20 protein-coding genes and 4 pseudogenes are annotated in these 20,801 nt (G+C 70.9%); 10 read left to right on the top strand and 14 right to left on the bottom strand.

Annotated features, from left to right (window positions below; genetic code table 11):
* Positions 1-10: 10 nt before the first annotated feature.
* From AC07A6_RS25480 to AC07A6_RS25470, 3 genes and pseudogenes are all read right to left on the bottom strand, one after another.
* Positions 11-1,588, bottom strand: a complete 1,578-nt coding sequence (locus AC07A6_RS25480; RefSeq protein WP_478778665.1) for a PfaD family polyunsaturated fatty acid/polyketide biosynthesis protein — start codon at positions 1,586-1,588, stop codon at positions 11-13.
* Positions 1,589-1,604: 16 nt separating this feature from the next.
* A complete protein-coding gene (locus tag AC07A6_RS25475; protein WP_478778664.1) occupies positions 1,605-2,318 on the bottom strand; it encodes an EF-hand domain-containing protein in 714 nt (237 codons plus the stop codon).
* Between the two features lie 248 nt (positions 2,319-2,566).
* Positions 2,567-3,121, bottom strand: a pseudogene (locus tag AC07A6_RS25470) (DDE-type integrase/transposase/recombinase); the annotation flags it as partial.
* Positions 3,122-3,333: 212 nt separating this feature from the next.
* Here AC07A6_RS25470 and AC07A6_RS25465 point away from each other — a divergent pair.
* A complete protein-coding gene (locus AC07A6_RS25465; protein ID WP_478778663.1) occupies positions 3,334-4,131 on the top strand; it encodes a DUF5995 family protein in 798 nt (265 codons plus the stop codon).
* Between the two features lie 58 nt (positions 4,132-4,189).
* Here AC07A6_RS25465 and AC07A6_RS25460 read toward each other — a convergent pair whose 3' ends face one another.
* Positions 4,190-4,801 (bottom strand): TetR/AcrR family transcriptional regulator, encoded by a 612-nt coding sequence (locus tag AC07A6_RS25460; protein ID WP_478778662.1) that lies wholly within the window; start codon positions 4,799-4,801, stop codon positions 4,190-4,192.
* 177 nt (positions 4,802-4,978) lie between these two features.
* Between AC07A6_RS25460 and AC07A6_RS25455 the strand changes: the two genes are divergently transcribed.
* Positions 4,979-5,767, top strand: a complete 789-nt coding sequence (locus AC07A6_RS25455; RefSeq protein WP_478778661.1) for an SDR family oxidoreductase — start codon at positions 4,979-4,981, stop codon at positions 5,765-5,767.
* Here the strand turns inward: AC07A6_RS25455 and AC07A6_RS25450 are convergent.
* Complete coding sequence (locus AC07A6_RS25450) at positions 5,707-6,264, bottom strand: amino acid permease (protein WP_478778660.1); 558 nt, start codon at positions 6,262-6,264, stop codon at positions 5,707-5,709. The genes AC07A6_RS25455 and AC07A6_RS25450 overlap by 61 nt on opposite strands.
* 128 nt (positions 6,265-6,392) lie before the next feature.
* Between AC07A6_RS25450 and AC07A6_RS25445 the strand changes: the two are divergent.
* Positions 6,393-6,827, top strand: a pseudogene (locus AC07A6_RS25445) (ATP-binding protein); the annotation flags it as partial.
* Positions 6,828-6,860: 33 nt separating this feature from the next.
* On the opposite strand, the gene AC07A6_RS25440 reads toward AC07A6_RS25445, so the two are convergent.
* Entirely contained in the window at positions 6,861-7,235 is a 375-nt protein-coding gene (locus AC07A6_RS25440; protein ID WP_478778659.1) for a hypothetical protein, read from the bottom strand.
* Between the two features lie 67 nt (positions 7,236-7,302).
* On the opposite strand from AC07A6_RS25440, the gene AC07A6_RS25435 reads away from it, so the two are divergent.
* Both AC07A6_RS25435 and AC07A6_RS25430 read left to right on the top strand, forming a co-directional pair.
* Complete coding sequence (locus AC07A6_RS25435) at positions 7,303-7,701, top strand: Mu transposase domain-containing protein (protein ID WP_478778658.1); 399 nt, start codon at positions 7,303-7,305, stop codon at positions 7,699-7,701.
* A gap of 494 nt (positions 7,702-8,195) precedes the next feature.
* Positions 8,196-8,666, top strand: coding sequence for an ATP-binding protein (locus tag AC07A6_RS25430; protein ID WP_478778657.1), 471 nt, complete (start codon positions 8,196-8,198; stop codon positions 8,664-8,666).
* Between the two features lie 29 nt (positions 8,667-8,695).
* On the opposite strand, the gene AC07A6_RS25425 is transcribed toward AC07A6_RS25430, so the two are convergent.
* The 3 genes from AC07A6_RS25425 to AC07A6_RS25415 form a co-directional block, all read right to left on the bottom strand.
* The gene (locus tag AC07A6_RS25425; RefSeq protein ID WP_478778656.1) at positions 8,696-8,986 is read right to left on the bottom strand and encodes a hypothetical protein; all 291 of its coding nucleotides are present in this window, start codon (positions 8,984-8,986) and stop codon (positions 8,696-8,698) included.
* Positions 8,987-10,028: 1,042 nt separating this feature from the next.
* Positions 10,029-10,499 (bottom strand): IPT/TIG domain-containing protein, encoded by a 471-nt coding sequence (locus AC07A6_RS25420; RefSeq protein WP_478778655.1) that lies wholly within the window; start codon positions 10,497-10,499, stop codon positions 10,029-10,031.
* 113 nt (positions 10,500-10,612) lie between these two features.
* Positions 10,613-10,810 (bottom strand): hypothetical protein, encoded by a 198-nt coding sequence (locus tag AC07A6_RS25415; protein ID WP_478778654.1) that lies wholly within the window; start codon positions 10,808-10,810, stop codon positions 10,613-10,615.
* Positions 10,811-11,077: 267 nt separating this feature from the next.
* On the opposite strand from AC07A6_RS25415, the pseudogene AC07A6_RS25410 reads away from it, so the two are divergent.
* Positions 11,078-11,580, top strand: a pseudogene (locus AC07A6_RS25410) (IS5 family transposase); the annotation flags it as partial.
* 184 nt (positions 11,581-11,764) lie between these two features.
* On the opposite strand, the pseudogene AC07A6_RS25405 reads toward AC07A6_RS25410, so the two are convergent.
* Positions 11,765-13,206: pseudogene (locus AC07A6_RS25405) on the bottom strand (TerD family protein).
* Between the two features lie 187 nt (positions 13,207-13,393).
* Here AC07A6_RS25405 and AC07A6_RS25400 point away from each other — a divergent pair.
* The 4 genes from AC07A6_RS25400 (at position 13,394) to AC07A6_RS25385 (ending at position 16,096) form a co-directional block, all read left to right on the top strand.
* Positions 13,394-13,954: a GNAT family N-acetyltransferase gene (locus AC07A6_RS25400; RefSeq protein ID WP_478778653.1), complete on the top strand. Its 561-nt coding sequence runs from the start codon at positions 13,394-13,396 to the stop codon at positions 13,952-13,954.
* Positions 13,955-14,152: 198 nt separating this feature from the next.
* Positions 14,153-15,340 (top strand): cytochrome P450, encoded by a 1,188-nt coding sequence (locus tag AC07A6_RS25395; RefSeq protein WP_478778652.1) that lies wholly within the window; start codon positions 14,153-14,155, stop codon positions 15,338-15,340.
* Complete coding sequence (locus AC07A6_RS25390) at positions 15,337-15,567, top strand: ferredoxin (RefSeq protein ID WP_478778651.1); 231 nt, start codon at positions 15,337-15,339, stop codon at positions 15,565-15,567. The genes AC07A6_RS25395 and AC07A6_RS25390 overlap by 4 nt, the downstream gene beginning before the upstream one ends.
* A 70-nt stretch (positions 15,568-15,637) precedes the next feature.
* Entirely contained in the window at positions 15,638-16,096 is a 459-nt protein-coding gene (locus AC07A6_RS25385) for a hypothetical protein (RefSeq protein ID WP_478778650.1), read from the top strand.
* 24 nt (positions 16,097-16,120) lie between these two features.
* Here the strand turns inward: AC07A6_RS25385 and AC07A6_RS25380 are convergent, their stop codons facing one another.
* The 4 genes from AC07A6_RS25380 to AC07A6_RS25365 all read right to left on the bottom strand — a co-directional run bounded on the left by AC07A6_RS25380 (position 16,121) and on the right by AC07A6_RS25365 (position 20,602).
* Entirely contained in the window at positions 16,121-16,735 is a 615-nt protein-coding gene (locus AC07A6_RS25380; protein ID WP_478778649.1) for a hypothetical protein, read from the bottom strand.
* A 320-nt stretch (positions 16,736-17,055) separates the two neighbouring features.
* Positions 17,056-19,116: a HelD family protein gene (locus tag AC07A6_RS25375; protein ID WP_478778681.1), complete on the bottom strand. Its 2,061-nt coding sequence runs from the start codon at positions 19,114-19,116 to the stop codon at positions 17,056-17,058.
* A gap of 532 nt (positions 19,117-19,648) precedes the next feature.
* Positions 19,649-20,152, bottom strand: a complete 504-nt coding sequence (locus tag AC07A6_RS25370) for a GNAT family N-acetyltransferase (protein WP_362460361.1) — start codon at positions 20,150-20,152, stop codon at positions 19,649-19,651.
* 153 nt (positions 20,153-20,305) lie between these two features.
* Positions 20,306-20,602 carry a hypothetical protein gene (locus AC07A6_RS25365; RefSeq protein WP_478778648.1) on the bottom strand — a complete coding sequence of 99 codons (297 nt, stop codon included), beginning with the start codon at positions 20,600-20,602 and terminating at the stop codon, positions 20,306-20,308.
* Positions 20,603-20,801: the final 199 nt, after the last annotated feature.

Here is a 20,801-nt window from a genome sequence, read left to right as displayed (position 1 = left end):
AAACGGGAAGTCAGACCAGCGGGCGCGGCCGGAAACCGAACGCCTCGTGGGTAAGGAGGACGCCGAAGGTCCGCAGTTGGTGTGCGCGCGTGAGCACCGCCGCGCCCTGCATGAGGTTGCGGGCGATCTGGACGACCGTGCGGGCGGAGGGTTCGGCGAGGAAGCTGCCCGCGGTCCAGCGGTTGAACGCGCCGGCGGCCGGGCTGCACCACACCTGGTAGTCGGCCACCCGGTCCGCGCGGCCGTCGATCGCCCACAGGCTGGTGCTGCCGAGGTACCAGCGGAACACCAGCGCCATCCGGTGGCGGGGATCGGCCTCCGCGCGGGCGACGACGGCGGAATCGCGGGCGGCCCAGTACGCGCGGGTCGCCTCCCACACCGTGGCGACCGGCGAACCGAACACCTCCCGCTCCAAAGCGGCCAGGGTCGCCTCCGGCAGCGCCTCCAGCGAGGGATGGCGCTCGTAGAGGCGGTGCAGCCATCCCGCCCTGGCTGCGAACATCGTGCCGCGTCGCAGGACCTGGACCTTGGATCCGATCTCGAACATGTCGCTGGACGGTGCCATCGCGACGTCGGTGGCACCCGCACCGGCGAGCAGGGCCTTCGCCCTCGGCGAGACCGCCGCCTCCACGGACATCTGGTTCACCGTTCCGGTCACCACGTACGCGGCACCCAGGGCGAAGGCCGCTGCCACGGCCGCCGGATCCCCAAGCCCGCCCGCGGCCCCGACCCGGACGGGCCGCTCCAGGCGCAGCCGTCCGGCCAGTGCGTCGCGCAGGGCCAGGATTTCCGGGAGGACGACGCCGAGTGGGCGGCTGTCGGTGTGCCCGCCGCTGTCGGCCTCGACGGTGACGTCCTCGGCGACCGGCACCCGTTCGGCCAGCCGCGCTTCGTCGGCCGTGAGCTGCCCGCGGCCGACCAGCAGCCTCAGCAGTTCGCCAGGGGCCGGTGACATGAACTGCTCGGCCACCTCCGGACGGGAGACCTTGGCGAACACCGCAGCTCCGCGCTGGATCCGCCCGCTCCCATCCCGGCGCAGCCCGGTGGCGGCGCACCGGACGACTGCCGGGGTGAGCGTCATGTAGGCCGAGGCCGAGATCCTGGGCACCCCGGCTCGCAGGAGCACCGTGGCGGTCTCGTCCTCGGCTGCGGGGCTGTCGGGCTGGTGGATGAGGTTCGCGCCCCAGTTCCGTCTGGCTCCCAGCTGATCGGCCAGCACGGCCAGGGCGCGTTCCAGCCGAGTGGCGGCCATACCTGCGGACCCTAGGAAGGCCAGCATCTCGGCGCGCGCCATCTCCGACACCAGGGCGGTACCGGAGATGCCGTTGGCCATCTCCCCCGCGACATAGGGGAACCGCACGCCGTGCGCCCGGGTGAACTCCGGGTCGCCCAGCCGCTCCGGGTAGAGCGCGGGCAGCCGGGCGACCACGGCCAGGTCGCCGGCACGGTTTCCCGGCCACCCCGGCCCCGCGACCCCTAGCGCACCGTCGGACCTGCGGGCCACGAGCTGGACGGCCTCACCGGTCCGCCGGGCAAGGGCCAGCAGCGGCTGACCGGTGAAGGCCGGCTCCTGCCCGACTGTCGTCACCGTACCCGGCACCAACTCAGAGCCTGCCCAGGATCGCGTTGCCCGGCGCCCGGCTGTCGACACTGGTCACGAAGTCCGTGACCCCGACGAGCATCTCCTCGTAGGTCAGCCGCTCCGGATCGGCCGTGGCGAAGGCCGCCCACGCCTCCTGCGACTTCTGCAGCGGAAGCCCCAGAACCTCGGCGTCGAACCGGAAGGACTCCTCCCTGCTGATCACACCGTCATGGTCGGAGTCGGCCATCGAGAAGACCAGATTGGTGACGAGCGTGATGTACTGCAGCGTCCTGTCGGGCGTCGTCGCCACGCTGTTGGCCATGACCGTGACGAACTGCTCGGCGTCCAGCCGCTTCGCATCAGGGACCCAGTGCGTCCCCGCGACCACGACCTTCCACATCTGGTCGATGGTGGCCACCAGCTGCCGGAACTGGGCGGAGCTCTGACCGCCGTCGGTCGCCCTGGCGAACCTCTTCGCCAGGCTCAAGGTGTCGGCCGGCGTGATGAAACCGTCGTCGTCCACGTCCAGCACTTCGAACGCCCTGAGCTGCTTGCGCCGAAGCAGCGGATCCTGGGCCGCCGCGATGTCGGCGGCCGCGCGCCGGCTCGCTGCCGCCGCCTGCGACACCGCAGCGGAGCCGACCGCAGCCGACGCGTTCGCACCAGAGGCCAGCTGCGTGGCGGCGCCGGCCGCCACGACGCCGACCGTGCCGCGCAGGACACCCCTGCGCGTCATTCCGGAACCCAGCTCCTGCGGTCCACCTGCCGAAGGCTCGGCCATGTCACCAACCATCCTGTCGTGATCTTCTGCGGACAGGGCCCATCCTGCTCACCCCGCGGCCCCGACCGCGATCAGCGTCCGGCGTGTCCACTCGTCGGGGCGTAGCGCGGTTCGACCAGTTGACGCGTCCCCGCGCTTCCAGGCAGTGATCAAAGCTGGGCGTGGTGGTCTCCCCGGCTCGTACGGCGGTACCGGCAAGGGTGAGGACCTCGCGCGCGAGGGACACCCAGGTCGCGGCAGGTGCTGCGCCAGGTGTTCTTGCCGTAGGCCAAGGCGTTGTCGGTCAGGACGCGTTCGACGGTGATGTTTACGGAGGCGAACCAGGCGGTGGCCCGGTTCAGGAATGCGGCGCAGGTCGGGGCGGCTTCGTCGGGCAGGTCCTCGGTGCAGGCCAGGCGGGTGTGGTCGTCGAGTGCGGTGTTCTGGTAGGCGTAGCCGACGCCGCCCCCGCGGTCCTTGTTCGGGCGGCTGCCCGCGGCCCGGCCGAGGGCTTTGTGCCCGCCGCCGTCGGGGATCGGGCCGAGCTGTTTGACGTCGATGCGGACCAGTTCACCAGGCCGGGCCCGTTCGTAGCGGCGGACGGGTCAGCCGGTGGCGCGGGCCAGGGGCAGGAGCCGCCGTTCCCGGTCGATGTCCGCGGGGCGCCGGCCGCGCCCGTGGCGGTGCGGATCGGTGCGCACCGGCCATGGTTCGTCTGCCGGCCAGAGCATAGGCCCGCCCACGGAGCTCGTCGACGAATCGGGGCTGCCCGGGCGCGGGGGCGTGGTCCTCGTCGTGATCCCGGAGCTTGAAGGGGGTGGCCGGTCCGGCCTTCGGTCCGGGCTGTCCCGTCGGGCCGTGGAGTCCGGCATGCGGCACTCACTCCATGTGGTCAAGGATTCGGCCAACCGGGTTCTGCGGGGCCGGGGCGGGCGTTGCGCCGCACGTAGGTTGGCGCGATCGGGGACAACACCACAGGGGCGGAGTGCGCGTGCTGATCACGATCGGGGGCATCAACTGGCGGCCCCGTACGGCGCCGGAGGCGCTGGCGGCGCTCGAACTGCTCAGCAGCCGGCTGCGCGGGGCCGGGGACGACCGCGCGGTCTTCATCGACGTCTACGCGGTCATCACCCGTCAGGTCGTCGACGTCATGCACGCCGAGGACGACACCGGTTTCCTGGACCCGCAGTGGCTCTCCGAGCTGACCGGTCTCTTCGCCGAGGAGGCGCTGATCGCCACCCGTTGCTCGCTGCTCGGCGAGCCGGTGACCAGCTCCTCCTGGCGCCTCGCCACCAGCCACGCCGCGCACCGGCGGACGTCGCCCTGGCAGAGCGCGGTCCTGGGGATCAACGCGCACATCAACTACGACCTGGGGCTGGTCGTGCACAACTACCTGCGTGCGCACCGCGAGCGGATCGACGCGCCGCAGTTGCGCCGGTACCACCGGGACTACCAGCGGGTGAACCGCATCCTGGAGCAGTCGGTGGCCGAGTGCGCGGACGTGCTGGCCGACCGCTACCGCTGCCGGGCCACCACGGCCGCCCGGCGCCTGCCGCTCGGCCGCCGGACGGCCACGTACGCGGTCATGCTGATGCTGGTGTCGTGGCGCGACCAGAGCTGGCGGGACATCCTGACGCTGTGGAAGGCCGATGACGAGCGGACGCGCGCCCGTATCCTGCGGCGGATGGACCGGCGCGCCGGGCGGATCGCTCAGGCCGTCACGACGGGTCCGGTGCTGGGCCGGTCCCTCCGGGGCATCGGCTCGGCGTTGTGGCGCGGCATCGGCTGACGGATGCGGTGATCGCCCCCTCTGCTGGAACGGGTGGAGCCGCGCGCGCCCTGCCCCCCTACAGTTCGTCGAGCCGCAGGACGGTGAGCGCCCGGCGGGTGAGCGTGAGGAGGTCATCGGGCCCAGCGGCCCGGTCCTGGGCGGCCCAGTGCTCCACGGCCGCGGTGAACGCGTCGAGCACGGCGCCCGCGAGCAGGCGTGCCTCCAGGCTGTCGGCAGCTCTCCCCGTCCGCTCGGCGAGTACCGGCTGCAGCCTGTCCCGCATCTCCTGTACGGCGGCCAGCCAGCGCGACCGGAGCGCCGGAACCTCACACATGAGACGGACGAGCGCACGCGCGGGCTCCACGGCCACGAGGCGCCGCTCGGACAGCGGCGTCGCGAACACCCGCTCCACGGCGGCCATCAGCGGCTCGTCCGCGGACTGGGCCGCCAAGGCGTCGACGAGCTGGCCGATGCCGGACGTGACCAGGGGGGTGAGCGAGTCCTCCTTCGAGGCGCAGTAGCGGTAGTAGGTCCGCAGCGAGATACCGGCCGCCGCGGTGATGTCCTCGACCGTCGTTTCTTCGTACCCTCGCTCGGCGAACAGCGCTGCCGCGGTCTCCGCGATCTCGACGCGGGTCGCCTGCCGCCGCCGCTCGGTCAAAGGCGGCCGCCCACGTTCAACCGCCATCGTGCGATCCCCCGTCCCATCTCCGTGCATGTCCGTCCGTCAGGGCCATGGTGCCCGGCCGGGTGGCAGGTCGACGACTTACGGCACGGACTGGCTTTTTGGCATGCCGTGCCAATAAATGTATGTTGGCTGGACCGTCGCAGGTCACAAGCGAGCGATACGAGTCAAGGAGTGCCCATGTCCCGTGCCCGCCCCCGCACGTATCTCGTCACCGGCGCCGCCTCCGGCATCGGCGAAGCAACCGCCGCCCGCCTCCGGACCCAGGGCCACACCGTGCTCGGCGCCGACCTTGCCGGCTCGGACATCGAAGCCGACCTGTCCACGCCCGAGGGCCGTGCGCGGCTCGTTGAGCGTGCCCGGGAGCTGAGCGACGGCCGCCTCGACGCCGTGATCGCCTCTGCGGGCGTCCAGCTCTTTGGCCCGCAGACCGTCAAGGTCAACTACTTCGGTGCCGTAGCCACCTTGGAAGGGCTGCGCCCCCTGCTGGCCGCCGGCAGCGAACCGCGCGCCGTCGTCATCTCGTCCGTCACCGCGATCCACCCCCACGACCCGGCCATCACCGAAGCCGCCCTCAACGGCGACGAGAGCGCCGCGACAACCGCCGCGGAAGCCGCCGTGCAGCGCGGCGAAGGCCACGTCGTCTACGGCTCGTCCAAGAACGCCCTCGCCCGCTGGGTCCGTCGTACCGCTGCCACCGGGCCATGGGCCGGCGCCGGCATCCCGCTCAACGCCGTCGCACCCGGCACGGTCCTCACCCCCATGACCGCGCCCATGCTCACGGTTCCCGGCATACGAGAGGTCCTCGACGCGGCCATCCCCATGCCCCTGCACGGCCACGCCGCCGCCGAGCAGATCGCCCCGCTCCTCGATTTCCTGACCTCGCCCGAGAACACCCATGTCACCGGTCAGGTCGTCTTCATCGACGGCGGGGCCGACGCCGCCGTGCGGGGCGAGCGAGCATGGTGACCCGCCGGACCCCAAGCGCTCGCTGCGGCGAGCCCGCAGCACGTGCCGGTGCCGGTGCCGGGCCGGTGCCGGTGCCGGGCCGGTGCCGGTGCCGTGCCGGTGCCGGGGGTGTGACGGCCTGAGGAGGACGGGGACCGCGGTGAAGACGACGAGGCCGGTGTAGAGGGCGGGGATGCCGATGGGAAGTTGGGCGGGTGGTACGAAGGCCAGGACGAGGGCGAAGGCGACGGCCGTGAACCCGGTTCCGGCGCCAGCCACATACCCGAGATGCCACCGGGGACGCGGAAACTGCGGGGCAGGTCGGGGCGGGTACGGCGGAGGTGGATCGCTGCGGCGTACAGCAGCAGGTACACCGCCAGATACAGCGAGACGGTCATGGCGGAGATGAGGAAGAAGGCCGTGGACACGTTGGCGGTGACGAGGTAGATCGCGGAGATCAGGGTGAGGGCGGCGCCGAACCACATGGCCTTGTGGTAGCCGCGCTTGGGGTCGTGCATGTCGCTGACGTGGACGGCCTCGGACTCGGCTCCTGCGAAGAGGAGCAGGATGCCCGCGAGGAAGGCGAGGGTGGCCAGTCCCCTGGAGGCGGGCAGCAGGCGGGGGCTGCCGGAGGAGGTGGTGACGGCGGCGGCGGCGGCGTGTTCCCAGCCGATCGGATGTCTCCCGGCTGCCGCACCACAAGACGCCCGATGAGTACAACTTCTCGTTCCAGCCCGACCTCGACCCGCGCAAGGTCAAAGACCTCTCGACGCTCTCGTTTGTCGAGGCCAAGGCGAACGCCGCTCTTCTGGGTCCGCCGGGGGTGGGCAAGACGCACATCGCCGTCGCCCTCGCGGTCGCGGCCTGCCGGGTCGGCTACTCGGTCTACTTCACCAGCCTCGGCGACATGGTCCGCAACCTCAAAGCCAGCGAATGGGGACGGGTGTTCGGCGACGAAGTCCTCGCCACTGCCATCCTCGACCAGCTCCTGCATCACTGCGACGTGATCTCCATCAACGGCCCCAGCTACCGCCTCAAGAACCGGCTCAAGGCCATCGAGCGGGACACAGACGTAGCCTGATAGACCACTTCGCAGAAGTGGCCGAGGGCTTGGTCAGTCGTCTTCGAGTCGCTGGAAGATCGTGGTGAACTCGTCGGTCTCGATCAGTCCGACGATGACGTGGGTCATGCTCTCGATACCGGGATCCCTGACGATCAGGCCGTCCGAGACCCAGAAGTAGCGGCCACCGAGAGCCTCGCCGCTTCCGGCCCAGGTCTTCATCAAGCGTTCGACCTCCGCGACCGTGAACACGGTCGCGGTCCAACGGGAGCCGTCCTTCAGGTTCACGAAGACGTCGACGTTGCACACCGCGTCCAGGTCCTCGTCCGGGCTTGGCAGGAACAATGCCTCGAAGGCGTCCGTTCGAACCCGATACCACGGCTCGTCCCAACCTCGTTCGACCGACGTGGGCGATGCGCTACGACTCATCGTGCGAGTGTCCCCGGTCGGCCTTACGAACTCAACCAGGTTCCTCAGCCGTGCTGCTTCCCGCGACATGGGTGCCCACGAGAAGGGCTGGGTCGAGGGGCAGATCGGCTGGTTCCGCCGCAACCACCTCGTCCCAGTGCCCGAGATCGCGACGCTCGCCGAGCTGAACGCGATGATCGACCGATGGGACCAGAAGGAGGAGAACCGCCGGATCCGGTCCCGCCCTCGCACGATCGGCGAGTACTTCGCGGCCGAGCAGCCGCTGCTGGCGCCGCTGCCGCAGGAGCCCGTCGAGACGGGTCGACTCTTCACCCTACGGGTCGACCGCTACAGCCAGATCAGCGTCCGCACCAACCGCTACTCAGTGCCCGTCCGGCTGATCGGCCGCACGTCCGCGCGATGCTGCACGCCTCCGAGCTCGTGGTCTACGACGGCCGGGACGAAGTGGCCCGGCACGAACGGCTGATCGCCAAAGGCGGCACCCGCCTTGAGCTGGACCACTACCTGGAAGCTCTCGTGCGCAAGCCTGGCGCCCTCCCTGGAGCGACCGCGCTCGAACAGGCCCGCTCTGCTGGCCGGTTCACTCCTGTCCACGACGCCTGGTGAAACGCTGCCGTCAAGGCCCACGGCGAGCGGGACGGCACCCGCGCACTCATCGAAGGTCCTTCTCCTCGGCCGGCACCTGCCACACGAGCACCTGGTCACCGGCCTGGCCGCCGCACTCAAGACCGGGGCACTAACCGCGGACGCCGTCGCTCTTGAAGCCCGCACGGCAGCAAACGCCGACACCGCTCCCGTCGAAGTCCCGGAACCTCTGCAGGGAGCCGGACCAGCATCGCCCCGCTGCCGGCTGCCGTCCGGGCCCGCCTGCCAGCCGACAAACGCCCCCTGCCCTCCGTCGCCCACTACGACCAGCTCGCGGCTCCGCCCCGACCGCCCCACCCTCTGAATGAGAGCAACGTGTCCATCCCCCGCCAGCGAGGACCCACCGAGCAGGCCGCCACAGCAGCGATCGACCACGCACGTCGGATGCTGAGACTGCCCACCATCCGGTCCCAGTTCCCCGAGCTCGCCGAAACCGCCGGCCGCGAGCAGATGTCCAACCTCGGCTTCCTCGCCGAACTCCTCCTGGCCGGGTGCGACGACCGGGCCCGCCGCCGCTCAGAGCACCGCATCAAGGCCGCCGGCTTCCCCCGCCGCGGCGCCGAACTCCTCGTCCAGGTCCTTACCGAGCGCGAGGAGAGGAACAGCGTCGCCATCGCCTCCAACGAGTCCTTCTCCGGCTGGACCAAGACCTTCACCGACCCCCGCCTCTGCGCCGCCATCGTCGACCGTCTCACCTTCGGCGGCACCATCATCGAGACCGGCGCCGACTCCTACCGCCTCGCCACCACCCGCGCCCGCGCTGAACAACAGCTGGCCAGGAGCTGACCTGGGCGCACGAGGCTGCGTGAGCATCGTCAGTGCTCACGGCTCCTTGACCACCACCAGCCGCCCACCGTGAATGCGTTCACCGGCCCAGGATTCGGCAGAGTGCGGCGCTCGAACTCATCGTCGATACGAGCAATCAGCCAGCCGAGATCGCGCCGGGCACCGCGAGGGAGGTGAAGCATGACCTCTTCCAGATCATCGCGGGCATACTCCACCTCCAGCCCGGGCTGCCAGACCGGGGATGCGTTCAGGTAACGGCCGGGTTGCCGGAACGCCCACTCGAAACGGGCGATCGCGTCAGCAACCGCACCAGGCCACATCCGCTCATCCTCGACGCGGCGGACAGCTGCACGAGTCCTCGCGGAAACGCCCCCGATCCGCCGAACTACAACGTGTCTGCGAGGCCGCCACAGCTCAGCACGGACGGCCTTCGGGCGCCTACGCGGCATCGCCCTTTCTGATCAACATTCCGCCATCCTGCCACAAACGAAGCTGGCCCCGCACCCACGATCGAGCTCCCCGCCACTCGGGGTGCTCTTACTTCCCACCAACATTCACGCGCTCTTCGATCACGGCGTGATGCCGAAACCCACCGACAAGTGCTCTCGTGTTCTGAGAGCGGCTGTCGGCGGCTTTGGAGAGCACGGGGGGCTGTGTTCGTCACTCGGTGTTGGTGAGAAGTAAGCGCGCTTGGTTGGGTTCGAGTCCGCTGCTGGCCGTCAGGGCAGTCCGATCGGGGCCGGCCTCAGCGGCTGTGATGAGGCTCGCTGAAAGTTTTTCGCAGATCCTCATCAGCGCGAGGTGTACGACCTCGACAACGACCAGATCCTGTGGAGTAACTAGTCCGTACGCTCCGGGGCGGCGCCGGCCTCCTTGGGGGAACCTGCGCGGCTGGCGCCAGGGCACGAACGGTGCTGTGACGTGGTCGCGGGCGCAGTCTCGGGGCCGCTACACGGCGGCTGGCTCGCGGTCAGGGCGGCGCAGGGCTGAGCCGTAGTCAGGGGCCCGGCCTTGCTCTGGGGTCCATGGCTCGCGGTCCACCGCGGTGATCACGCCAGGAACCAGACCCGGAGACCCGCTCCCCACCCGCACCAGCGCGGGTCGGTACCCGCCGTGACCGGGGCGGGACCGGTGGGCCGGCGTTTACGGCCGCCCGATCAGGTGAAGGCACGCAGCCGCGGGCACGGACCGTGGCCGACTCGTCCTCGCCCGGACAGCGCCTACCCGCAGCCGACGCCGCAGGCGCGGCTCACACTTCGGGGAATGCCGGTCGGATTCCGGTGATCTTGCAACACCTGGGCTTTGAAGGGCCCCGGATTAGTTGGCGGACTGTGAACAACACGGACTGGGGCAGCCGCTGGCCTAGGAGTTGTCGTCCGCGTCGGTGGTCGAGCCGCCGCCAGAACCGCCGACCAAGCCTCCAAGACCACCGAACAGTTTTGAGCCGTCCTGAATCCCGACCATTTGCCCAGTTGGAGTGTGGAATCGCATCTGATTGGCGTCGGACGGGGCCGAAGTCACATTGACTCCTTGCGTCCCCGTTGCGGCCAGGCTGTCCCCGTCGGGTGCAAGCACCATAGTTGACGGCGTGGTGGACTTACTGCCGCCGACCACCACGTATACGTGGTACGAGCCGCTATCGACGGCAGGCGTGGTCGCAGTGATCTGCGAGTCGCTGTTCACGCGGAAGGTCCTGGCATTGGTTTCCTTGCGATTCTGATCCCGGAAATACACCCTGCTGGTACCGGTGAATCCCGATCCGGTGATAGTCATTTCTTCACCGCCCGCCACGTCGGCGAAGTACAGGCTCAGTTCGGTGATGACGGGCGGCATGACTCAGTCCTGTCACTTGAGGGTCTGAACGCGCGGAACGTGCTAACGGAGTGTGCACGCATGGTCATGGTAAGTGAGCTCACGTTCCGCCGCATACGCACCAGCCACAGTGTTCACCTCAAACGGCGAGCGTCCGGCCCCCCGTTACCTTTTCCGCGGCTGCGCCACGGGGTCGCGGCCGCGCGCAGGTGCGCCGCCCCGTCGCCGAGGACGTAGTACAGCGAGGCCGGGACGTGCAGGCCGGTGAAGAGCAGGCCAGCCTGCACGGCGGCGTTGCTGAGGGCGTACCCGTCGGAGGCGGTGGAGGGCATTCGGTCCTTGGCGTCGATGGTGATGACCTCGTCGAAGCGGGCGGAGATGAGGTTGGGGAACCAACGCAGCGGGGAGGCGGTGCGGGGCAGGGCCCGTTGGACGGAACCGGAGCCTCGGGGGGGCCTACGGCACGTTCTGCGGTACGGGCGGGGGCTTGGACCACACGAGCTGGACTAGCGAGGCGGAGGAAGGGTTCGAGCGTGCCGCGGGGCGCAGGCACCCGCAGCTAGGCGTTTCGTTCAGATCATCGGACCGTTGGTCGATGTGTGTCGCTGACTGATGCCCAGTGGGCCCGCAGAGTGCCGTTGCTGCTGGACCGGACGCCGAAGCGGGGTGGGCGGTGGTGGGATTGCCGGCAGGTGATCGACGCGATCGCGTTCAAGTACCGCACCGGGACTCCGTGGATGGACCTGCCCGAGCACTTCGGGCCGTGGAAGGGCGCCCACAACCGGCTGCGGAAATGGGCGGCGGACGGCACGTGGGCGAAGGTGTTCAGCGCTCTGCTCGCGCAGGCCGACGCCGAAGGCGACCTGGACTGGGTCGTCGCGGTCGACTCCACGATCGTGCGTGCGCATAAGCACCCGGCCGGGGCCCGCGCGAAGGGGCCCCGGGCGGCGAGCCCGCCTACCATGCCCTCGGCCGCTCCCGCGGCGGACTGACCACGAAGATCCACCTCGTTGCCGACGGCCGCTGCAGGCCGTTGGCCTTCGTCATCACGCCCGGCCAGGCCGGTGACGCACCCGCGTTCGCCCAGGTCATGGACCGGCTGTGGATCATGGACGGCACCCTCATCCCGGTCCGCGACCGGCAGGTCCGCCGCCTCCTCCCGCAACTACCGGTTCTCACCAGGCCGTCCAGGCCGTCGCCACCATGCACGACCTCACCCTCGCCGGGTGAAACAGCCGGTCAAGCGCCGCTCAGGCCTTCCCGCAGCAGACCTTCTGCAACACCCTTCAGCGGCGGCTCCAGAAGTTGCTGCCCGGCGGGCGGGGGTCCAGGGACCAGCCGCCGGCGGCGCGGACGGCCAGCAGGCGCGGGCCCTGGGACATGGAGCCGCTGCCCCGGCCCCGGCCCTCCTGGCTGCACACGCGGTCCGTGTGCCCGCCGCGGCGGTGGAGCCTGACGTCGAAGGAGCCTTCCTTGTTCTCGTCGCCCTGGAAGCGGTACCTGACGTCCGTCTCCGGCCCGGTGTGGGCCAGGACCTCCGGTCCGAAGCCCTCCACCGGGCCGTCGAAGGGACGCAGCGTCGTCACCGGGCGGAGCCGGATCATCCACCGGCCGCTCGCGTGGACTCGCAGCCGCAACGGCTCGTCCTGGTCCTGGTAGACGACGCCCATGCCGTGCAGATCCGGGATCCGGCTGCTCAGGACGTTCCGCCAGTGACGGGTGTGCATGGCGCCCGAGGTGACCTCGATCAGTCCGCCTCCCTCCCTCATCACGTCGACCACCACGTAGCCGTCCGTCAGGGTGAGGCCGGGTTCCACGTCCTCCGTTCCCTGCCCCGCGTACTCGAAGTACGGGAACTCCGGGCCATACCGCTCCGTGAGGTCGTTGCGCCGCTCCAGGAGGACGCTCAGGGGCGGGCCTAGGGGCACGAAGGCGGGGGTCAGGGGTGAGGCGGCGGTGGGTACGAGGGAGGGCGTGGCACCCGGTGCCGGCCCGTCGGCCTGCGCGGCCGGGACGGGCACCGGAGCCAGGCACGGGGCCGGTACGGGCGCGGGTACGGGCACGTGCCGGGCGGCGGCGGGCGGTGCGGGGTGGGAGGCGGTGTTCGGCGCCGGCCCGTCCGTCTTCACGACCGGGACGGATACGGGACCCGGAGCGGGTACGGGGCCGGCGGGCGATGCGAGGGCGGGGAGTCCTGAGGGGGCCGAGAGGCCGAAGTCCGAGGCCAGGCCCGGGAGTCCGGAGGCGTACCCCTGGCCCACCGCGCGGAACTTCCACCCCCTGTCCCTGCGGTAGAACTCGCCCAGCAGGATCGCCGCCTCCGTCGTCGCGTCCTCGATCTCGTACAGCGCCAGCTGGGCCCCGGTGGCCGCGCTCACCGCCCGCAGGTACAGCTCCGCGACCTCCCCGAAGGTCCCGCCGTCGCAGGACGCCGCGATCACGATCCGCTCCACGGCCTGCTCGACCCGGCGGGGGTGAACTCCAGCCAGTCCCCGACGGCCCCGTCGTCCCCCTCGACCTTTCCCACCAGCCGCACGCCGCTCCCCGCGTGCTCGGGCTGGTTGTGGAACACCAGGTCTTCCTGCCCCCTGACCTTGCCGCCCGCGTCGACCAGCAGCGCGGCCGCGTCGACCTCCGGTGCGCCCGGCCCACCGGACCGGCACACGACGGCGACCCGGACAGGCTCACCGCTCAGCGGAAGGTTTCCCCCCTTGATGATCTGTGTCATGGCGGCATCCTGGCACTCGCCCGGCGGCGACGGCAGACGGGGTCTGCGGAGTGGACATTGACGAACCATCAGCGCAGGTCGAGCCGCAGGAAGCCGCGGGGGTGACCGTCCAGCACCGAGGTGGTGGCCGGCAGCAGTGGATCTTCGAGAGAGCGGGCAGGTCAGGCATGGAACTGGTGGGTGGGCGGTGCGGCTGGAGCCCCTGGAGGAGCGGCACCACGACGGGCTGTGCGAGGCGGTGCATGACGGGAACCTGTGGGAGCTCGGGGTGACCATGGTGCCGCACCCGAGCAATGTGCGCGGTTTCATAGCCGACGCCGTCGCGGCGCGCGAGGCCGGCCGGGAGCTGGCGTACGCGACCGTGGATCTGGCTACGGGAAGGATCGCGGGCTCGACCCGGCTGATGATGATCAACACGGTGCACCGCCGGCTGGAGATCGGCTGGACCTTCCTCGGCCGGACCTGGCAGCGCACGGGGGTGAACACCGAGGCCAAGCTGCTGATGCTCACGCACGCCTTCGAAAACCTCGGGATGAACCGGGTCGAGCTGCTGACGGACGTGCGCAACGCCGCTTCGCGGGCCGCGATCGCGCGCCTCGGCGCGACCCAGGAGGGGATCATGCGCCAGCACATGGTGATGCGCGGCGGCCATGTCCGGGACACGGTGGTCTTCGCCCTCACGCGCCCCGAGTGGCCGGACGCGAGGCGGGCCTTGCGCGAGCGGCTGACGGCCGGGCACGCGGGCTGAGCTGCCGGACGGGCGGCTTACGGACGTGGCGTCCCTACGGGTGTTCCCTGCTTTCGGCGTCTGACCGTTGGCCACGTGACGAGGGTTCGCAGGTACGTCTGTTGGTGCCGCTTCAGCGTCACGCAGGCGGTGGGGGGCACGCTGCGGGCGGCGGGTGTGCCGCCCGCCGTACGTCGCCCGTCTGCGTGAGGATGCCTGATGACCGAGCCCGTCGCGTTCCCCAAGGACCGCACCTGCCCGTACCACCCGCCAGCCGCCTATGACCCGCTCCGGGGTGGTGCCCCGCTCAAGCGGGTGACGTTCTTCGACGGCCGTTCGGTGTGGGCGGTGACCGGACACGCCGCCGCGAGGGCGCTGTTGGGGGACGCGCGGTTGTCCAGCGACAGCGAGAACGAGGCGTTCCCCGTGCCGTCCGAGCGCTACGTCGGGCTGTTGCGCCGTCGCACGCCGCTGCTGGGCGTCGACGACCCCGAGCACAACCGCCAGCGCCGGCTCCTGATCCCGGGCTTCACGCTCAAGCGCACCCACGCGATGCGCCCGCGAATCCAGGAGATCGTCGACCAGCTGATCGACGACATGATCGCCAAGGGCCCGACGGCGGAACTGGTGGGCGACTTCGCCCTGCCGATGCCGTCGAAGGTCATCTGCTCGATGCTCGGCGTGCCGTACGCGGACCACTCCTTCTTCGAGGAGCAGTCGCGCCGGCTGTTGCGCGGCCCCGAGCTGTCCGATGTGGAGGACGCGAGGGACCGTCTGGAGGACTATCTGCGGGTGCTGATCGAGGCCAAGCGGGCGGAGCCGGGCGAGGGCATGCTCGACGACATCATCCGCGAGCAGACCGCCGGGGGCGAGTTCGACGCCGAGGAACTGGCGGGGCTGGCGTTCATCCTGCTCATCGCCGGCCACGAGACCACGGCCAACATGGTCTCGCTGGGCGCCTACACCCTGCTGGAGCACCCCGAACGGCTGGCCGAGCTGCGGGCGGACCCCTCGCTCGTACCGACGGCCGTCGAGGAGCTGATGAGGTACCTGTCCATCGTCGAAGGGATGCTGCGCGTCGCCGTCGAGGACATCGAGATCGCCGGGGAGACGATCCGCAAGGACGACGGAGTGGTCTTCTCCCTCTCCCTCGTCAACCGCGACGAGAGCGTCTACCCGGACCCCGACGTGCTCGACTGGCAGCGCTCGGCGCGCCACCACGTCGGCTTCGGCTTCGGCATCCACCAGTGCCTCGGGCAGAACCTGGCCCGCGCGGAGATGGAGATCGCCCTGGGCACCCTGATCGCCCGGCTTCCCGGGCTGCGGCTGGACGCACCCGCGCAGGAGATCCCGTTCAAGCCGGGTGACACCATCCAGGGCATCGTCCAGCTGCCCGTGGCGTGGTGAGCGCCGTGCGTCCCGGCCGTCCCGTCGGTCCCGTCCACATCGCGGTCGACACCAGTCGCTGCATCGGAGCCGGCCAGTGCGCCCTGACCGCCCCGGACGTGTTCACCCAGGGCGACAGCGGATTCGGCGAGGTGCTGCCCGGCCGGGAGGACGGCAACGGCAACCCCCTGGTGCGCGATGCCGCACAGGCCTGCCCGGTCGCGGCCATCGCGGTCCGCCTCCGCTGAGGAGGATCGCCGCACCGACGCGGCGACCCTCCCTTCGCCGGCTGGTCGAGGGGAATGGTGTGATTGCCGCATGACCAGCCCTCACGATGACGACGAACCCCCCGAGCACCGGCGCTATGCCGGATACCTGCGGGCCTTGGAGGGCGTCGCGGAGGCGGACGAGGCCGGGCTGCTGGCCACCGTCCTTCGTGACGACGACGCGGTCATGGCCGAGAGCGCCGTGAACCATCACCTCGAACGCCGGGCGGCGGAGCAGCTGACCGGCTCCCGGTTCCCCGCCTGGGCCGCGATGATGGCCACGGTCATCGGCGACCGCGCCTTCCTCGCCCGCCGCCTGCGCGAGTGGACTCTGCTCAGGTCCATCGTGCTGGACGAGCCCTGGACCGACGAGGAACTGCTGGCCGCGTCCGACTGGTTCCAGCGCACGGCCGCCGCCGCCCAGCTCGTCACCTCGCCGGCCGCCCTCGGCCTGCTGGCCGAGCACGGGCGCACCCGCCGGGTCCGCAACGCGGCGAGCCGCCGAATCTGAGTCAGCGGTGGTCGGGGCCGGGCGTCAGGGGCAGGACTCTTCGGTCTTGACCGTGGAGAAGGTGACGCGGGTCGTGACGTCGTGGGTGCCGGGTGCCGGGCTCTGCCCGCACACCTTCCAGTTCCGGTCGAGCACCTGCATCCGGCCCGCGCCGGTCGCGTCGGTGCTGGACAGGAGGTAGAACCCCGCTGCCTGGGCGTCGTCCTGGGCGGCCTGGAGCTGCCGGCCCACGAAGTTCGGCAGCCTGCCCGTGCTGGATGCGGCCCCGGCGCCGGCGGAGGTGTCCGCGGGCGCGCCGGTCTTCGCGGGGGCGCCGGTGGGTGGGGCCGGAGCGGTGGTCGCCGGGGTGATGGTGCCGGTGGCAGTGATGTGCGGGGTTATGGGCGGTGGCGGGGACGACAGTGCGGCCGTCGGGGTGCTGCTGCCCGTGTTGGTGGTGGCGGTGTCGTCGGGGCCGACGATGGCGCCGAGCAGCCCGAGCACGAAAAGGCCGCCCACGATGGCCGCGATCATCGGTCCCTTGGACTTCTTGGGCGGCGGGCCCCAGCCGCCGGGCTGCGGAGCGTGGCCCCACTGCTGCTGGGGGCCGGGGTAGCCGTGGCCGTGGCCGGGCTGTTGCCCGTACGGGGGGTGGGACATGAGTCGGTGGTCCTTTGCCTGGGTCGGGGCCCTGCCGCCAGTGAGCACGGCTGCGACAGGGGTGCGTTCGGGGGCGCGGTTGCTGCCGGACCGGGGTCATCCGGGGCAGGGCTGCGGGGGCTGCGCCGTAGTCGGGGCAGGGGCTGTCACTGCCGGGGCTCCGTGCCCTCTCCACCCGCGGCCGTGCTGCTCGCCGGTCGGCGGCCGCACGGCGGACCTCCGGCAGACTACCTGTCGGTAGTGGCGTGGTTTGCCACTGGGTCATCTTTTGACGCAGTGCTGCCGCTCTCTTCGCCCGGGGCAACGGCCGCTCAGGGTGGTCACCGGGCAGGGGTGGTGAGGGCCGGGTCTCCGAGTTGCTGGACGGTGATGGTGCAGAGGCGCTTGGTTGCCCGGGTCAGGGCCACGTACAGGTCCCTCTCCCCACCCGGGCGGTACGCGGTGATCTCCTCCGGGTCCATGACGACGACCCCGTCGAATTCCAGGCCGCGCGCTTCGGACGCCGGCACGATGCGTGCGTGTTCGCCGATGCCCCGGGCCGCCAGCTCGTCCACCCTGGTGTCCGCGCAGACCACTCCCAGGAGCTCGCCCGGGTGGGCGGTGCTCTGGGCGCGGACCTCTTGCAGGACGGCGGCGACCAGCCCGCCGGGGGGCGTGGCCACGGTGCGGGGGTGCTCACCGCTGCGCAGCGAACGCGTGTGTTCCTGGTCCGGCGCGATCCGCGTGAGCAGGTCCCGGACGCTCTCCAGGATCTCCTGCGTGGTGCGGTAGCTGACGGTCAGGTGGTGCAGTCGGAACCGCGGTCCGACGTGGGGGCCCAGTGCTTCCTTCCAGTCGCGTGCCGTCGCGACCGGGCCCGCCTGGGCGAAGTCGCCCACCAGCGTCATCGCCCGTGCCGGGCAGCGGCGGACGATCATCCGCCACTGCATGGCGGTCAGTTCCTGGGCCTCGTCGACGACGACGTGCCCGTACGTCCGCTCGGGTGGGCCGTCGACCAGGCTCGCCGCCTCGTCCAGCAGCGGCACGTCGGCATCGGTCCACGGGCCGTCCGGACCGCGCAGCAGGAGTGACCGTTCCTGGGCGGTCAGGCGGGGCAGGTGCTCGGCGAGGGCGCCGGCGTCCGTCAGGAGCGCCTTGACGAGGTCACCGGGTACCAGGCGCGGCCAGAGCGCCTCGACCGCCCGGTCGACGCCGGCGTCGTCGAGGAGATCGGCCCGGAGGGCGTCCAGGTCCAGTTCGTGGACCGGGTCCGGGTCGGCGGCGCCTTCGGTGCGGCGCCGGTCGGCTCCTGTGAACCGGTCGAGGTCCATGCCCGTCATCAGGGCGGCATCGGCGTCGATCCGCTCCAGGAGGTCGCCCATGTCCCGCCGCGTCGCGTCGGCTACGGCGTCGACCAGGAGTTCCGTGAACACCTGGCGTGCGGGGTTGTGCCCCGGGGCGGCCGCCAGGGCGGCGTCGCGTGCCGCGGCGACCTCCTCGCCGGAGAGGTGGACCAGTTGCCGTCCGACCCGCACGGTGAAGTCGCCGGCGGGGGCCTGGTGGACGCGCAGCAGGCCGGCCAGGGCGTCGGCGAGGTGGGAGGAACCCTTGATGCGCGCCGTCTCGAACGGGTCCGTCATGATCTCCGCGGAGACTCCGGCCAGTTCGCGGCAGGTCGCGAGAACGACGTCGTTCTCACCGAGCGAGGGGAGGACCTGGGAGATGTAGTCGAGGAAGCGGGAGTTCGGACCGACGACCAGGACCCCCTCCTCGGCGGCGCGCGGGAACGCGTACAGGACGTACGCCGCCCGGTGCAGGGCGACCACCGTCTTGCCGGTGCCGGGACCTCCCTGCACGACGGTCACCCCGCGGTGGGCGGAGCGGACGATCTCGTCCTGTTCGGCCTGCAGCGTCGCGACGGCGGCGTGCATCCTGCCCGTGCGCCGTGCCGACAGGGCCTCGGTCAACGGGCCGTCCCCCACGACGTCTTCGCCGGTCGGGGTGGTCCCGTCGAGCAGTTCGTCGCTCACCGAGACGACCGTGCGCTCGTCGAGGCGCAGGTGCCGGCGCCGGCGCAGGGCCATCGGGTGGACGGGGGTGGCCTCGTAGAAGGGCCGGGCGGCGTTCGCGCGCCAGTCGACGAGCAGCGGCAGGTCGTCCTCGTCCGTGTGCAGTCCGATCCGGCCGATGCGCAGGGCCGTGCCGTCGGTCCTGTCGATGCGGCCGAAGACCAGGCCCTTTTCGGCGCCCTCCAGGCGGCCGATTTCCTTGGCCAGACGCTCGGCGGCGTTTTCCCGCTCGTACGCCTCGCCGGCACTGTCCGCCGGGGCCTTCAGGACGCTCGCCCGGTTTGCGCGGGCCTCGGAAAGGCGGTCGGTGAGTACCTCGTACAGGGAGGACACATATTCGCGCTCTGATGCAACTGCCCGCGCAGTGGCGTCATTTGTGTTCGACAACAGGAAGGCTCCTTCGATTCGAGCCATACCTTACGGTCCGTTGCACCCTGAAAGTAAGTCTTGACTTACTTGGCGAAGTCATGCCCTCACGACTGAATTCCGAACTCCATGGAGACGGGGTCTCTAATGCGTTCATGGCGGCCGGACGGCCGGACGTCCGGACGGCGTATCCGGTGTTTTCGCGCGCCGTATATCGCTCAACGTGGAGGCACCCCGCCGGGGGGGCCGAAGCTCATGAGGCCGGGAGGCGCTCGGGAGGTCGGCCGTGACGCCGGCGGGGAACCGGGCCGCCAGGGGCCAGGACCCTGTAGGGGGGGGGTGGGGCTGAACGTGCGGACCGCCCAGCCCGCTCCTGCCCGGGTGCCCAGGAGACTGCGGCCAGCAGGTCGACGGAGACGGGCCGGCGGGACGCGATCTCGGTAACCGGGTCCGCCACGAGGCGGACGTACGGTGCGGAATCGTCGGGACCTCCGACAGCTTACGCGTCGGGGTGTTCCGGCAGGGCGAGCCAGTCCGACCAGGAGATCTCCCGGCCGAGGAAACGCGGCTGCTCGAACGGCCAGTCGGCGGCGATCCACTGCGGCACCAGCTCGTCGAAGGCCTGCTCGACCTCGCTGCCCACCAGCTCGTCCACCACCCACCAGGAGATCTCGCCGTCCGCGCCGGCCTTCTCCGGTGGGTCGATGTAGACGCAGCCGAGCAGAGCCGTCTCCGCCGCGTCGAGCAGCGCGTAGTTGAAGGACTGGTGTGCGGCGATCTCCTTCTCGTGCCGCAACAGGTCGGCCTGGTCGGCCTCGTAGGTCATGGTGGCCGCGGGCCAGCCCCAGGCTGGGCCGAAGATGGTCCACAGCCGCTCGCGCGAACCCATCACGGCCGGATAGTCGAGTGGGGCATCCGCCTCCCGGATCGGCCGCAGGTGATGACCACCACCCGGCAGCGGTACGAGGACGGGATGGACGAAGTTGTCGGGGAGCCAGCTCATAGCGCCCGACCGTAGCAGCGCGCGGGCGTCCGCTCTCCTGGATTTTCCCCGTATACCGCCAGGTCATGGCCTCACGCCGGGCAGTGCCCGCGATCACCCGGCCGAGGTTCCCGTTCGATCGACAGGCTCCGTGATCGGTACGGCAACGGGTTCTCAGGTGGAACCGGAGCCCTGGGGCCGGTCCTGGTCCTGGTTCTGGGCGCATTGAGCCGCGTGCCAGCTGGAGTCGATGGCGGGATTGCGCAGGGTCGCCCAGAAGCGGTCGTCAGGTATGGGTGGGAGTGGCGGGTTGCCCAGGTCGGCGTGGAGATCTGTACGCCAGTCGGTGGTGAGGTCGCCGCGGATGCTCGCGCTCTCGCACACGGGCCTGTAGGGCGAGCCCCAGATTCCGTGGACCATCTTCTCCGCGGCCCATCTGCGACGGTCGTCCCGGTGGGTGTTCGCCTGCACGATCAGCGAACGGAGGCGCAGGGCCAGCGGGTTTGCCTGGTGCGGAGGTGGCGGGGCTTCGCCGCGGTCCAGTGCGTCCAGGGCCGACCTGACCTCCGGGTACTTGTTCAGGCCCGTTTCAGGGCATCGGTGGGGGCGCGGTCTCGTCGAAGAAGCGTCCGATCGCGCCGTAGGATTCCTGCCCCCGGCGGCAGTCGAT

This window comes from Streptomyces sp. NPDC044002 (assembly GCF_056434525.1).
Note: the sequence above shows the minus strand (reverse complement) of the source record. Positions and strands in the feature narration are given on the sequence as shown.

Coding starts and splice junctions, on each gene's coding strand:
- AC07A6_RS25385 (WP_478778650.1), top strand. CDS start 15,638: ATGACCAGCCCTCACGATGACGACGAACCCCCCGAGCACCGGCGCTAT.
- AC07A6_RS25455 (WP_478778661.1), top strand. CDS start 4,979: ATGTCCCGTGCCCGCCCCCGCACGTATCTCGTCACCGGCGCCGCCTCC.
- AC07A6_RS25475 (WP_478778664.1), bottom strand. CDS start 2,318: ATGACGCGCAGGGGTGTCCTGCGCGGCACGGTCGGCGTCGTGGCGGCC.
- AC07A6_RS25440 (WP_478778659.1), bottom strand. CDS start 7,235: ATGAGTCGTAGCGCATCGCCCACGTCGGTCGAACGAGGTTGGGACGAG.
- AC07A6_RS25415 (WP_478778654.1), bottom strand. CDS start 10,810: ATGCCCTCCACCGCCTCCGACGGGTACGCCCTCAGCAACGCCGCCGTG.
- AC07A6_RS25460 (WP_478778662.1), bottom strand. CDS start 4,801: ATGGCGGTTGAACGTGGGCGGCCGCCTTTGACCGAGCGGCGGCGGCAG.
- AC07A6_RS25380 (WP_478778649.1), bottom strand. CDS start 16,735: ATGTCCCACCCCCCGTACGGGCAACAGCCCGGCCACGGCCACGGCTAC.
- AC07A6_RS25395 (WP_478778652.1), top strand. CDS start 14,153: ATGACCGAGCCCGTCGCGTTCCCCAAGGACCGCACCTGCCCGTACCAC.
- AC07A6_RS25420 (WP_478778655.1), bottom strand. CDS start 10,499: ATGCCGCCCGTCATCACCGAACTGAGCCTGTACTTCGCCGACGTGGCG.
- AC07A6_RS25435 (WP_478778658.1), top strand. CDS start 7,303: ATGGGTGCCCACGAGAAGGGCTGGGTCGAGGGGCAGATCGGCTGGTTC.
- AC07A6_RS25370 (WP_362460361.1), bottom strand. CDS start 20,152: ATGAGCTGGCTCCCCGACAACTTCGTCCATCCCGTCCTCGTACCGCTG.
- AC07A6_RS25425 (WP_478778656.1), bottom strand. CDS start 8,986: ATGTGGCCTGGTGCGGTTGCTGACGCGATCGCCCGTTTCGAGTGGGCG.
- AC07A6_RS25450 (WP_478778660.1), bottom strand. CDS start 6,264: ATGCACGACCCCAAGCGCGGCTACCACAAGGCCATGTGGTTCGGCGCC.